Source organism: Arenimonas composti TR7-09 = DSM 18010, from assembly GCF_000426365.1.
In the GTDB taxonomy this organism is placed as follows: domain Bacteria; phylum Pseudomonadota; class Gammaproteobacteria; order Xanthomonadales; family Xanthomonadaceae; genus Arenimonas; species Arenimonas composti.
In genome coordinates, this window is record NZ_AUFF01000006.1 from 153725 (window position 1) to 166209 (window position 12485).

The 12485-nt window shown below is 66.8% G+C and carries 12 protein-coding genes and 1 pseudogene; 11 read left to right on the top strand and 2 right to left on the bottom strand.

Annotated features, from left to right (window positions below; genetic code table 11):
• The first annotated feature begins 148 nt into the window (after positions 1 to 148).
• The 7 genes from K311_RS0109895 to K311_RS0109915 all read left to right on the top strand — a co-directional run bounded on the left by K311_RS0109895 (position 149) and on the right by K311_RS0109915 (position 6627).
• On the top strand, positions 149 to 1930 hold the full coding sequence (locus tag K311_RS0109895; protein WP_026817177.1) for a sulfatase-like hydrolase/transferase: 1782 nt from the start codon (positions 149 to 151) through the stop codon (positions 1928 to 1930).
• A gap of 230 nt (positions 1931 to 2160) precedes the next feature.
• Positions 2161 to 2709: a hypothetical protein gene (locus tag K311_RS18415; protein WP_154659520.1), complete on the top strand. Its 549-nt coding sequence runs from the start codon at positions 2161 to 2163 to the stop codon at positions 2707 to 2709.
• A gap of 24 nt (positions 2710 to 2733) precedes the next feature.
• Positions 2734 to 2910, top strand: coding sequence for a hypothetical protein (locus K311_RS18420; RefSeq protein ID WP_154659521.1), 177 nt, complete (start codon positions 2734 to 2736; stop codon positions 2908 to 2910).
• Between the two features lie 36 nt (positions 2911 to 2946).
• Positions 2947 to 3708 carry a peptidase associated/transthyretin-like domain-containing protein gene (locus K311_RS18425; protein ID WP_154659522.1) on the top strand — a complete coding sequence of 254 codons (762 nt, stop codon included), beginning with the start codon at positions 2947 to 2949 and terminating at the stop codon, positions 3706 to 3708.
• 123 nt (positions 3709 to 3831) lie between these two features.
• A complete protein-coding gene (locus K311_RS18430) occupies positions 3832 to 4077 on the top strand; it encodes a hypothetical protein (RefSeq protein WP_154659523.1) in 246 nt (81 codons plus the stop codon).
• A gap of 172 nt (positions 4078 to 4249) precedes the next feature.
• Positions 4250 to 6124: an RHS repeat domain-containing protein gene (locus K311_RS17760; RefSeq protein ID WP_026817179.1), complete on the top strand. Its 1875-nt coding sequence runs from the start codon at positions 4250 to 4252 to the stop codon at positions 6122 to 6124.
• A gap of 47 nt (positions 6125 to 6171) precedes the next feature.
• Complete coding sequence (locus K311_RS0109915; protein WP_043797230.1) at positions 6172 to 6627, top strand: hypothetical protein; 456 nt, start codon at positions 6172 to 6174, stop codon at positions 6625 to 6627.
• Between the two features lie 151 nt (positions 6628 to 6778).
• On the opposite strand, the pseudogene K311_RS16395 reads toward K311_RS0109915, so the two are convergent.
• Positions 6779 to 7947 (bottom strand): annotated as a pseudogene (locus K311_RS16395) (IS3 family transposase).
• A 111-nt stretch (positions 7948 to 8058) separates the two neighbouring features.
• Between K311_RS16395 and K311_RS18150 the strand changes: the two are divergent.
• Positions 8059 to 8364 (top strand): TonB family protein, encoded by a 306-nt coding sequence (locus K311_RS18150; protein ID WP_245570653.1) that lies wholly within the window; start codon positions 8059 to 8061, stop codon positions 8362 to 8364.
• A gap of 59 nt (positions 8365 to 8423) precedes the next feature.
• The gene (locus K311_RS0109930; RefSeq protein WP_154659525.1) at positions 8424 to 9047 is read left to right on the top strand and encodes a hypothetical protein; all 624 of its coding nucleotides are present in this window, start codon (positions 8424 to 8426) and stop codon (positions 9045 to 9047) included.
• Between the two features lie 14 nt (positions 9048 to 9061).
• Here K311_RS0109930 and K311_RS0109935 read toward each other — a convergent pair whose 3' ends face one another.
• The gene (locus tag K311_RS0109935) at positions 9062 to 9943 is read right to left on the bottom strand and encodes a hypothetical protein (protein WP_051239928.1); all 882 of its coding nucleotides are present in this window, start codon (positions 9941 to 9943) and stop codon (positions 9062 to 9064) included.
• A gap of 81 nt (positions 9944 to 10024) precedes the next feature.
• Here K311_RS0109935 and K311_RS17765 point away from each other — a divergent pair, with 81 nt between their 5' ends.
• Both K311_RS17765 and K311_RS0109945 read left to right on the top strand, forming a co-directional pair.
• Complete coding sequence (locus K311_RS17765; RefSeq protein ID WP_051239912.1) at positions 10025 to 10978, top strand: class I SAM-dependent methyltransferase; 954 nt, start codon at positions 10025 to 10027, stop codon at positions 10976 to 10978.
• Positions 10979 to 10983: 5 nt separating this feature from the next.
• Positions 10984 to 12261, top strand: coding sequence for an acetyl-CoA C-acetyltransferase (locus K311_RS0109945; RefSeq protein ID WP_026817184.1), 1278 nt, complete (start codon positions 10984 to 10986; stop codon positions 12259 to 12261).
• The last annotated feature ends 224 nt before the right edge of the window (positions 12262 to 12485 follow it).

The following is a 12485-nucleotide window of genomic DNA, read 5'->3' on the forward strand; positions in this document are numbered from 1 at the left end:
CCACCGCGCGCGCCCCCTTGCCGACCCGTCGTTTCGCCCGTCGTGTTCCGTCCGATCCATCACCCGCTCCCGATATCGCGCGCCAGCCTGCGGCCCGGCGCCGGTGCGCATTGTGAACGACGGGTGCGTGCACGATCATGCGCGGCTCATGACGCTGCGCCCCGACCGTCCGCCCTCCCGCCTGCCGCTCGCCGACCTGCTGGCGCTCGCCGCGCTGCTCGCCTGGGGCGCGCTGGCGGTCTGGCGCTCGGAACTGGTCGCGCGCTCGCTCGGTGCCTACCTGGGCTGCGCCGGCTGCCTGCGCGCGCCGGCGCTGGTGCACGAGCTGTGGCTGATGGCGGCGCTGCCGGCGGCGCTGCTGCTCGCACGCTGGTCGCGCTCGCGGATCGCCGCGGCATTGCTGGCGCTGGCGGTCGGCGTGCTGGTGCTGGCGGTGGTGGCCGACGTGTTCGTGCAGCAGCTGCTCAGCCGCCGGCTGATGCTGGTCGACGTGCTGCGCTACGGCGGCGACACCGGCGGCAACTGGAGCGTGCTGCAGCCGCACCTGGCGACGCACGAAGGCGCGCTGCTGCTGGCGGTTTCGCTGCTGGTGCTGCTCGGCACGGTGTCGGCGATCGCCGCGGCGCCGGCGGCATCGCGCCGGCGCGGGGCGAAGGCGTGGACGCTCGCGCTCGCCGGCATGCTCTCCACCGCCGCCTTCACGACCCCGCTCTGGTACATGAACCGCGCCGCGTTCGAGAACGTGATCGCCACCAACCTGCCCGACGGCATGGCGCGGCCCTACGGCGAGGCGACCCTGCAGCGGCTGCGCGACACGCCGCCGCCGCCGCCGACCTGCGTGCCGGGCCGCGGCGAACGCCGGAACGTGATCGTGCTGGTGGTCGAGTCGTGGTCGCTGCGGCACAGCGCGCTGTTCAACGACGGCCTCGCCGACCTGACGCCGCGCATCGACGCGCACGCCCGCCGCGGCAGCTGGTATCCGCAGTTCCGCAGCAACGGCTTCTCCACCGAGACCGGGCTCGCCGCGCTGCTGACCGGCGCCGAGCCGCTGTCGGGCATCCGCTACGGCACGGTCGCGCTGTTCACCGACACCCTCCACGACTTCCACCGCGAACGCCGCCGCGCGGGCTGGGACGTCCGCTTCATCACCAGCGGCGACGTCGAATCGACCTGGCGACGCGAGTGGCTGCGCCGGATCGGCATCGACGCGGTCGAGGGCGACGCGCATCCGTTCTACGCCGGACTGCCGCGCGGCGCCTTCCACGCCGCCGACGATGCCGCCCTGCTGCGGCGCACGCTGCAGTGGTACGACGACGAACGCGACCCGGCGCAGCCGTTCATGGCGACCGTGCTGACGGTCGGCATGCATCCGCCCTTCGTCGCGCTGGACGGCGGCGAGACCGGCGAGGCGGCCGCCGTGCGCCGCACCGATGCCGCGGTGGGCGACTTCATCGACGGCCTCGACGCGCGCGGCTTCTTCGAGGACGGCCTGCTGTTCGTCGTCGGCGATCACCGGGTGATGCAGCCGGTCGGCGCCGACGAACTCGCGCGCTTCGGCGACGACACCCTGGTGCGGGTGCCGGCCTTCGCGCTCGGCGCCAGCGGCACCCCGCCCGGGCCGGTGCCCGGCGACTTCCAGCAGACCGACCTGCTGCCCTCGCTGCAGGCGATGCTCACGCAGGGCGAGGCCTGCCGCAGCGCACTGCACGGCGAACTGTTCGGGCCGGCGCCGGCGCCCGCCCGCGCGCAGGTGTTCGCCGACCCGATGCGCTACGACCAGGTGCGCGCCCGCGTCGGCGGCGGTAACTTCCTGCTGGTCCTCGACGGCGACGACAGCCGCTGGGTGGGCGCGGCGCCGGATCCCGGCTTCGACCTGGCGCTGGAAGTGGCGCGGCTGCGTGTGACGCGGGACAAGCCTCCGGCGCAATGAAGGCCGTCAGCCGTCGACGCCCCTCTCCAGGACGGAGGTTATGAGAGCGCACACGGCCCCGCCTCCCCGCCGGATGTTCCGAGGCGAGGTCATTGGAATTACTTCCTGAGGAACAAGCACGGGGAGACTCTATTTCTCGATGACGCAATAGTGGACAAAATCCTCAAAGACGAACGTTTCAGAAACTTGAGGGAATACCTGGTTCGAAACCCACAAGGGATGGATGGAGTATGTATCGACTCTTGCAGGCCAGAACGGCAGTAGGGTGGATCTATCTTGTCGTCTTCGTTGCCGTTACAACATCAGCCTGCGCATCGATGAGTGCCGGCACTGCCAATCCCCTCGCGTCTGTCGGCGAGGAGCAGGCCTGTGAAGATCTGTTCGTCGCGCGAGTGGATCACGCCCTCCGGGCGGTCAGCCTCGATGGCAGCCCGCGAGAAGTCCGCGCGGCCATCAGGGCGGCACTTCCGATGGAGGAGGCGCAAGCGATCGCGAACGTCGAACAAGCGCTGCGCGTTGCGCGCGGTCACTCCGTGTCACTGGACGCGGATTCTCACAATCAGGCTTCCTATCGTGCCTATGCCGAGGCATTCGACCAGGTGAGTATCTGTTCGGAACCGGAACGCGAGCTTCAGATGTTCGCATTGGCAGACGCAATCTTCCGGCACGTTGCGAGCCGACGAGCAGACGCGGACGCGATTTTCTCGCCTCGTCAATTGCGCGATCCACCCAACGACAAGCTGGTCGACGTCCTTTTCAGTTTGCTCAGAGACGACTGATTTCGTAGCGGTCGCAATCGTTGGATGGCTGCCCTGCTGGCCGGGGATCGTAGGGGCAACATCGGCTACCTCGCATCCACGGTATTGACGCTCAACTTCTACCAGACCCTTCCAGTATCCATCGGGCCGAATACGCTTCAAGGTGGAAAGGTGTCGGGGCCGATCGTTTTCGATGTGACCTTGATCTCATCGATGGCATGAGCCATTCCAGAATATTCTCTGAGGCGATGAACCGGTATGAACGTCAAATCGATTCGGTGTTGGGCTTCTAGGCTCGCGGCGAGCTGCGCTTTGGCGGCTGGTCTAGCCCATTGCACGGTTCCGACCGCGCACGAGTTGCACATCTCTGGCGTCATTGCTGATATTGAAACCGGTGCGCCGCTCGAGGGAGCGACCGTCGTCGTGCTGGATTCGTCCGTCTCGCAATCGCCGATGGCCCTTCCCGTTCACAGGGAGATTGGCCGTACCGTCACTCGAAAGGACGGCACCTACGAAACTGCCGTGCCGATGCAGAACGGCCTGTTGGTCGATGTGCTTTCCGCACCCTGCAAGAACAAGGGAAACGGGCGCGCCGTTGGCGAGCCGCGGCGCGTGGGAATCGGGTTCCAGGCGCGAGCGGATCTGTCGGTTAGGGCCGACGAGTGTCCGGCCCCCGATTCCGGGTCGGCGCCTCCCGCTGCAATCACGCCGGAGGAGTTCGCGTCCCTCGAATCCGCGGCCATGAACGGGGATGTTGCCGCCATCCATCGCCTGCAGGAGTACTTTCTCGCGCTCGACGACCACCATCGCGCGTCAATCTGGTTCGATCATGGAGTCGATGTGGAGGACTCGACGTCGATGCTGCGAAAGGCAATCCAACTCTCTTCGCGCAACGCAGGAGACTGTCGTGCCGCACAAGCGCTGATTCGGGCAGTGCGCCAGCTGCCTCTCGACGCAGAAGCGCGCGGATTGTTGGAAGGTGCTGAACATGTGTACAGGGAAGGCTGCGCGACACCTTGAGTGCCGCGCCGCAGCCGCGACGCGCTCCGCGGCACTGTAGGGCGACACGGCCCTTTGACGCACCGTGAGAGTCACCGACCATGTCTAGCCCATCGAGGAAAAACTTCCGGGGCAGGAGATCAGATGAAAAGTCTCGCGCTGTCAGCACTTCTCGTCATCGGTTGTGCAGGTTCAAAGGAAGCGCTCAGGGGCCCCGATCTGAGCGAAGCGGACTTCGCGACCGTGAATCACTGCATGTGCAGCTGGAGACGAGTGGTTCCAGAATGGATAGAAACCGCGAGCGGACCGAAGGCTTCCCCCGCCGCGACGGTAGAAACGTTGATGGCCGGCGAAGACTCGATCCTGAAGTCCATCGCGAAGGAGGGGTGATCGACGTCAGTCTCGAGGCGATGCCTTGTCGCTGGACCGTGGCCCACAAGGAGTTCACTGCCGCTGAAATCGCCGAGCGTCCCAGCCTTCTCGTCGAACTGCGGCCCAATTCATCATCCGGTCCGGGTTGTCAGTAGCCGGCATTACTTCGACGATTTCATGAGCTGAGGCCATGGCAGAGACGACGTATCACGACGACGGGAAGGTCGCGACGATCACCGCCGGATACGCCGTGACGAGCTACGCGTACAACCGGCGCGGCCTACTCGTGTCCGAACGCCTGCAGTATGACGGACTCGACTGGGCGACCCACTACGCATACACACCCGGCGGCGACCTCGACAGCATCCTGTACCGCGATGGGCACCTGATCACCTATGCCCCGAATGCCCTGGGACAACCGACGCAAGCCGGTGCCTATGTCGGTGGCGTGAGCTACTACCCGAACGGGGCCGTGCAGCAGTTCACCTACGGCAACGGCATCGTCCATTCGATGATCCAGAACGCGCGGCAACTGCCGGAAAGGAGCCGCGACGCGCTCGGCGGCACCGCGATCCTCGACGAAAGCTACGATTACGACTTCAACGGCAACGTCGTCGCGATCAGTGATGGACTGCCCGGTGCACCTGGCGACCGCGTGTTCGCGTATGACGCGCTCGACCGCCTCATCGGCGTCACCGCCGGACCGGCACCGGGCGGCAACGCGACGTTCGCATTCGATCCGCTCGACAATCTCCGCGTCGCTGACCAGGGCGGCCGCCAGTTCCGCTACCACTACGACCCCGCGACCAACCGTCTCGCGGCGCTGAAGACGCCCGGTGGCGCCACCCTCTACACGTTCGGATTCGATGCGCGCGGCAACCAGACCACGAAGACGCCCGCCGGCCAGCCGGCGGAGACGTTCACCTTCGATCGCGCCAACCGCCTGACCGCGACCAGCGGCGGCGCCGCGAGCTACTTCTATGACGGACTCGGCCGCCGCGTGAAAGGCGGTGGCAGCGGCGCGGCGCAGTGGTTCTACTACAGCCTCGCCGGCCAGCAGCTGTACTCGAGGGACGTGGCGGCGGGTGGCAGCCAGCGCAGCTACATCTACTTCGCCGGAAGCCTGGTCGCCCGTCGCACTCAGGCCAACAGCGGCGGCGCGGTGACGGTGACCTATCTGCACACCGACGCGCTGGGCACGCCGGTGAGGGAGTCCGACATCAGCGGCGTGGCGACGCCGCGCGAGTGGCTGACGGTGTGGGGAGAGCCGGTGGATGGGTCGTACCAGAACGGGCCGGGGTTCACCGGACACCAGAACGATTCGGTGACGCGGCTGAGTTACATGCAGCAGCGCTATTACGACCCGTTAACTGGCAGATTCCTGTCGAACGATCCTGTCTCTAGTAGCAGCGAAGGTGCAAACTTCAATCGGTACTGGTACGCCGACAATGATCCGATGAAAAATATCGATCGCGACGGGCGCCATGCATGCATGGCGAGAGTCCTATGTGCCTCAATGGTTGTCGTCCATATGGCCACGACCGCCAGACTGGCGAAGCCAGGATCAACTCAAGCCCAGCGGGACATGGTTCCAATTGTTTCAGATGGACATTCAACACCATTGGCCGCAACGCTCCAGGCAGCAGCTGACACCAAAGCTACAAAGGAAATCGAGAGCAGGGAGCCAAACGTCGGCATCATTCGAACCAACGCTCGTGGAACACCTGAAACGTATGGGTACACCAGACCAATTTGGACTGAGAAGAATGCGCGATCACTCGACATGCGGGCCTACTCGAATGCATTGATTGCGGTGTACGGCTCCCGAGTTCATGGGCTTTGGCACGCGCATTGGGATAACAACTGGAGATTCTCGCCGCCGGACATAATGAACAGAGGACACTGGAGATATTATTTGCGAAACATGGGTGGTGAGACGAGACACCTTGACGACGAGGTGCAACGCCGAGAGCTTCGAAGAGCGGGCTTCCGCAACATTGACGATTACAGGATCCGTAATGCAGGGATGGATGGCATATGTATCGATTCGTGTATCGAACGCTAGGTCTCCTTGTTTTCTTGTTCGCGCCCGCTTGTGGCCATGTCGCGAAGATGCCCCCGGATCCGATCGGCACGGTGGTGTCCCCGCGAGGCTGCGACGACATTTACCACGACCGGATCAGTGCTGCGTTTTCCCACCTCGACTTGTCCGGCGACGCCGCGTCCGTCAGAAGACGGATCGTTGCAGCTCTTCCTCTGGAGGAGGCGCGTGTCATTGCGGGAGTGCGTGACGCAGTGAGCGTCGCACGCAGGAACAGCGTTGAAGTTGGCCAGATCGCTCCCTTGGAAGTGCAGGCGTTCCGCGCACTGTCCACTGGATTCCGGGAAATCGCTGTTTGCGACAAGGGGGCCAGTCAGCTGCAGATGTATGCCCTTGCGAATGCGATCTACGCATTTGTTGCCAGCAAGAGGTCCGATGCCGACACTTTGCTGACAGGTGACATTGAGCGGCAGCACCCGGAGGAAGCACTCGGAAACGTCCTGCTCAGTCTGATTCGCTTGGAATAATTGCGCTGTCAAACGACACCCGGGAAGGAGCTACCGACTCAGGGACCTCGAAGCGACGCTCGGCACCACAGGAACTGACCCTCATCCCGGCCCGGGGGTGCGTGAATCTGGGTGTCGCCTTAATGCGTGAAACTGAATCGACCAGGGTTTTCTAGACACCTTCGACCCCAGACACTCTGAACTGCCGCTCGTACTCTACCGGAGCCATGCCGCCACTCGCTCCGTGCCGCCTCTTCTGGTTGTAGAACATCTCGATGTAGTCGAAGACATCGGACCTGGCCAGCTCGCGCGTAAGGTAGATCTTGCGGCGGATCCGCTCTCGCTTCAGCAACTGGAAGAAGCTCTCCGCCACCGCGTTGTCGTGGCAGTTGCCGCGACGGCTCATGCTGCAGACGATCCCGTGCTCCGACAGGAATGCCTGCCAGTCGCCGCTCGTGAACTGGGTTCCCTGGTCCGAGTGCAGGATCAGGCCCGCCTTCGGGCGCCGACGCCACACCGCCATCGTCAGTGCCTGCAGCGCCAATTCGGTGGGCATGCGCGCCTGCATCGCCTACCCGACCACCTGCAGCGAGAACAGATCGAGCACGACGGCCAGATAAAGCCAACCCTCGTGAGTCCGCACGTAGGTGATGTCGGTGACCCAGTGGGTATCCGGAGCGTCGACGTCGAACCGCTGCTGAAGGCGATTGGGTGCCACGGTTGCCGGGCGACCACCCTGCGGGTTGGGCTTGCGACCATACCCACGCTGGGCTTGCAGCTCTTCGCGGCGCATCAGGCGAGCCACGCGATGTCGGCTGCAGCGTTCGCCAAGGTCCCGCAGATCGGCGCACACCTTGCGGTAGCCATAAACCGTTCCACTTTCCAGCCAGGACTGCTTTATCAAGCCCGTGATCCGGTCGTCTTCCCGGGCGCGATCGCTTCCGGGTGCCTTCCGCCAAGCATAGAACCCGCTGCGATTTACGCCCAGCACGCGGCACATCGCGGTAAGCCGGAACTCCTGCAGGTGATCCTTGATGAACACGTACTTCGCCTTCACCCCTTGGCAAAGTACGCGGCGGCCTTTTTTGGGATGTCTCGCTCCTCGGTCACCCGCTTGAGCTCGGCACGAAGCCGCCGCATCTCCCTTGCGTCGGAACTCTCGTGCGTGACCGTGGACACGACAGTCGCGGGATTCTGCTTTCTTGCCCGCTGGACCCAGTCGTAGAGGCTGTGCTTGTTGATCCCCAACCTCGCTGCAACCTCGGCCGCCGAGTGACCCTTTTCCAGGACCTGCTTGACCGCCTCAGCCTTGTACTCGTCCGTATAACGCCTGCCGCTCATTGACGCCTCCTCATTTGCCAGCAATTATGGCCACGAGGTGTCTACGAAAGTCTGGTCGATTCAGTCCCATGAGGTGATGCCATGGTCGGCAGTGCAGGATTCGCAGTGTCCATGGTGATCGCCTGCGGTCTGTCCGAGTGCCTCGCCAGGCACGAAGCAACTGTCGCCGAAACCGAGCTTCTGGTTGTGCATGCGGGCTCGTTTCGTGTGCCATTAGGGCCGTCAGGCGAACGTCCATCGGGAGTCTGCGCCCGGATCGGTTTCTCCATTGATGCGGACGGACGAGCTGTCGATGTCCAGGTCAGTCGATCCTCCGGCTTCCGCAGTGTGGATCGGGCCGCTGCACAATCCGTTCGGAACACCGAATTCATGAAGGGCAGGGCCCGACGGCAGGCTGCTCTCGTCTTCGGCATGTGATGCGACGACGTATCGGTATGAACCGCTCGCGCCTGTAGGTCGAGCGGTGGGAGTGGTCGATGAACGCACGAACATCCTTGCTGGTTGGTGTTCTCGCGCTTGCTCAGGGTGGAGCCGCGCTCGCCACGTCTCCGGTCTGGCGGGAGGCGTGCATGCTCGCCGAGCGGCCCGGCGTTCTCGTCGAGGCCCGGATCACTGCGGCCGAGGATGCCTGCGGCGACCAGGCCTGCGGCTCGGCGAACTACACCGCCGTCGTGGCGAAAGCGATCCTGATCGGCGGTGCACAGGCGGGCTTGCCGTCCGGGTCGACCAGCCTGCGGTTCACCTCGTCCGCCAAGATCGGCGTCAGCGGCACCTACCTGCTCTTCCTGGAACCGATCGCACCCGAACAGGAGTGGATCAGCCTGCCCACGCCGGCGGGGCTGCTCTCCTACCCGGTCGCCGAGGGAGTGCGCTGGCATGTCGCGGTCGATGGGGCGTTCCGTGCGAGCGGGCAGCGCGTTTTCCGCGTTTCCCCGGCGTCATGCGCTGGCGATACGCCAGAGTGTCTGAGCGGTGATTTCCCGAACGGTGGTGCCGTGGTCTCGGCCGATATCGAGTACGTCGGCTTCTGGGCGGAACTGAAGGGCTGCGACGTCATCGCCGAAGACGGCATCGAACCGATGCCGGAGAACGACCGGTAGGCGCTCTCCTGGCCTCAGACCCGCAGAATCTCCCGCGGATCCTTCCCGACCGGGCAGTGATCGAACGTGACCAGCACCCCATGCGCCGCGAGCACCGCGGCGAACTGCCGCTCGCGCATCTGGAAGCGTTCGAAGGCGCGCTCGAGCCGCGCCGCATCGCCTTCGGCATCGGCCGGGGCGAAGCCGGCGGCGAACCAGGCCTCGGCATCGAGCATCGCGATGCGGGCCGCGCCGCCGGCGTAGCGCAGCAGCGGCTCGGGCGGCGCGTCCAGCCATTCCTCGTCGGCGGGCGCGAGCAGCGCGGCTTCCAGCAGCGGCCACAGCGGCGCCAGGCCGGCGTGTTCGTACTGCATCGCCATCATCGCGGCGAGGTCGTGCAGGGTCAGCAGGCGCACGTGCTCGACTTCGGCGCCGAAACCGTCCTGCACCGCCAGCGCGGTGGCGGCGGCGGCCATGCCTTCGTCGAGCAGGCGCTGCTCGAGCTCGGCGCCGGCCGTGGCCAGGATGTCGGCGTCGCCGCGCAGCAGCCAGGGCAGCACGCGCAGCGGGCCGAAACGGTGTTCGGGGTCGGGGCGCAGGTTGGCCGGCATGCCGTCGGCATCGGCACCGAAGCCGATCACCCGGCCGCCGGCGGCGCCCGGAGCGCGGGCGACCAGGCGCTCGAGTTCGGCATGCAGGGGCCAGCCCGGGCGCAGCAGCTCGACCGGGTCGAACAGCGCCGCGGCGAGGGCGAAATCCAGGCCCTCGGCCACCGGCGCGACCCGCGCCAGATCGCCGGCCAGCGCCGCCGCGAGGTCGCCGGCGGCGGTGGCCGGAAGCGCGTCGACGGCGGCGACGGACTGCGGCTTGAGTTCGATCGCGACGGCGCCGAGGCAGCTGAGCGGGGGCGTGGACATGAGCATACGGTGGCGTTCGGTCTACAATCGCCATCATACCTGCCCGTTCACGGACGGCCGGCCGCGAGGCCTGCCGACAGCATGGATTTCGACGACCCCAAAGCGTTCTGGAACCACCAGGCGGCAACCCCCGAAGGCGCCCGGCTGGCCGTCGACGGCAGCGGCGACGAGCGCACCCTGCAGCTCACCGGCGCCTTCTCGGCGGCGCAGGCGCGCGCCGCGCTCGACCCGCAGCCGCGGGACCGCATCTTCGAGCTCGGCTGCGGCGTCGGCCGCATCGGCCGCGAGCTGGTCGGCGAGGTCGCGCTGTGGCACGGCGTCGACATCAGCGAAAACATGCTGGCGGTCGCCCGCGAGCGCCTGGCCGATGCCGGCAATGCCCGCTTCGACGTGCTCGACGGCCCGCGCCTGCCGATGCTCGCCGATGCCTCGTTCGACAAGGGCTACTGCGTCGCCGTGTTCATCCACATGGACAAGGAGGACATGGTGCTGTTCCTGCGCGAGGTCGCGCGGGTGCTGCGCCCCGGCGGCCTGTTCTATTTCGACCACTGGAACCTCGCGCATCCGGTCGGCTGGAAGCGTTTCAGTGCCGAGGTCGACGAGATCGGCCGCCGCGGCCCGGGCCGCCGCAAGGACGTCGCCCGCAACCAGTTCTGCGTGCCGCAGGAACTCGAGGCCTATGTGCGCGGCGCCGGCCTCGAGCCGCTGCTTGTGATCGCCGACACCCCGAACGCCCAGGTGGTCTGCCGCAAGCCGGACGGCGACGCCGCCGCCGCCGCGCGCGAGACCGCGCGCCTGCGCGACGCCGCCCCGCGCATCGACTACGGCCCGCAGTGGACCGCCTATTTCGAGGCGATCGTCGATGCCGAAGCCGCCGGCCAGCCGCCGCAGCGCCTGCGCGAGCTGCTCGCGGCGGCGCCCGCCGGCGACGCCACCGCGGCGATGTTCCGCGCCTGGATCGCCGGCCTCTGGCGGCTGCGCGCGGCGCGCTGGGGCGAGCTGCCCGCCGATCTTCAGGAACCCAAGCAGGAGTGAACCCGATGCCGTCCATCCGCCGCGTCGCCATCCTCGGCGGCACCCGCATTCCCTTCGTGCGCAACAACACCGCGTACCACGACGTCGGCAACCTCGGCATGTCGATCAAGACGCTCGGCGCCCTGGTCGAGAAGTTCGACCTGCACGGCGTGCAGCTCGGCGAGGTCGCGCTCGGCGCGGTGCTCAAGCACAGCAGCGACTGGAACCTCGGCCGCGAGGCCACGCTGTCCTCGGGCCTGAGCCCCGCGACCCCCGGCATCACGATGCAGCGCGCCTGCGGCACCGGCCTCGACACCGTCATCGCCATCGGCAACAAGATCGCGCTCGGGCAGATCGAGGCCGGCATCGGCGGCGGTTCCGACACCACCTCCGACGTGCCGATCAACGTCTCCAAGCGCCTGCGCCGCCGCCTGCTCGACGCCAACATGGCGCGTTCGACCGCCGACCGCCTGAAGGCCTTCAAGGGGTTCTCGTTCTCCGAGTTCAAGCCGGAATTCCCCGGCGTCGGCGAGCCGCGCACCGGCAAGTCGATGGGCGAGCACTGCGAGATGATGGCGAAGGAGTGGGGCATCACCCGCGAGGCCCAGGACGAACTGGCCGCGACCTCGCACCACCGCGCCGCCGCCGCCTACGAGCGCGGCTTCTTCAGCGACCTCGTCGTGCCGTTCCGCGGCGTCGAGCGCGACGGCATCCTGCGCCCCGACACCTCGGTCGAGAAGCTGGCGACGCTCAAGCCCGCGTTCGACCGCCACTCCGGCAAGGGCACCCTGACCGCCGGCAATTCGACGCCGCTGACCGACGGCGCTTCCGCCGCGCTGCTGGCCTCGGAAGAGTGGGCCGCCGCGCGCGGCATCCCGGTGCAGGCGTATCTCGTCGATTCGCAGGTCGCCGCGGTCGACTTCGTGCACGGCGAGGGCCTGCTGATGGCGCCGGCCTGGGCGGTCGCGCAGCTGCTCGAGCGCAACGGCCTGAGCCTGCAGGACTTCGACTTCTACGAGATCCACGAAGCCTTCGCCGCCCAGGTGCTGTGCACGCTGAAGGCTTGGGAGAGCGCCGAGTTCTGCCGCGACAAGCTCGGCCTGGACACCCCGTTGGGCTCGATCGACCGCGCGAAGCTCAACGTCGTCGGCTCCTCGCTGGCCGTCGGCCATCCGTTCGCGGCGACCGGTGCGCGCATCGTCGCCACCGCCGCCAAGCTGCTCGCCGAGAAGGGCGGCGGCCGCGCGCTCATCTCCATCTGCACCGCCGGTGGTATGGGCGTCGCTGCGATCGTCGAGCGCTGAGCCGCCGCCTTCGGCGTCGGCGCAGGCCGCGCGTTCGGCTGCGTCGTCCCGGCCTTCGCGAGGACCACGAGCTCGTTTCCTCCTCGCGGCTCGGAAAGCGACTCGTGGCCCTCACGAAGGCCGGGCCCGCGCTTCATCGGCGCGCGGCCTGCGGCGACGTCGAAGCCGGCGGCTCGGCGTCGACCCCGGGGTTTTCCACGTCTGGGAGTTTTCGTCGCGATCCG

Coding starts and splice junctions, on each gene's coding strand:
- K311_RS0109895 (WP_026817177.1), top strand. CDS start 149: ATGACGCTGCGCCCCGACCGTCCGCCCTCCCGCCTGCCGCTCGCCGAC.
- K311_RS18415 (WP_154659520.1), top strand. CDS start 2,161: ATGTATCGACTCTTGCAGGCCAGAACGGCAGTAGGGTGGATCTATCTT.
- K311_RS18420 (WP_154659521.1), top strand. CDS start 2,734: ATGGCTGCCCTGCTGGCCGGGGATCGTAGGGGCAACATCGGCTACCTC.
- K311_RS18425 (WP_154659522.1), top strand. CDS start 2,947: ATGAACGTCAAATCGATTCGGTGTTGGGCTTCTAGGCTCGCGGCGAGC.
- K311_RS18430 (WP_154659523.1), top strand. CDS start 3,832: ATGAAAAGTCTCGCGCTGTCAGCACTTCTCGTCATCGGTTGTGCAGGT.
- K311_RS17760 (WP_026817179.1), top strand. CDS start 4,250: ATGGCAGAGACGACGTATCACGACGACGGGAAGGTCGCGACGATCACC.
- K311_RS0109915 (WP_043797230.1), top strand. CDS start 6,172: ATGCCCCCGGATCCGATCGGCACGGTGGTGTCCCCGCGAGGCTGCGAC.
- K311_RS18150 (WP_245570653.1), top strand. CDS start 8,059: ATGGTGATCGCCTGCGGTCTGTCCGAGTGCCTCGCCAGGCACGAAGCA.
- K311_RS0109930 (WP_154659525.1), top strand. CDS start 8,424: ATGAACGCACGAACATCCTTGCTGGTTGGTGTTCTCGCGCTTGCTCAG.
- K311_RS0109935 (WP_051239928.1), bottom strand. CDS start 9,943: ATGTCCACGCCCCCGCTCAGCTGCCTCGGCGCCGTCGCGATCGAACTC.
- K311_RS17765 (WP_051239912.1), top strand. CDS start 10,025: ATGGATTTCGACGACCCCAAAGCGTTCTGGAACCACCAGGCGGCAACC.
- K311_RS0109945 (WP_026817184.1), top strand. CDS start 10,984: ATGCCGTCCATCCGCCGCGTCGCCATCCTCGGCGGCACCCGCATTCCC.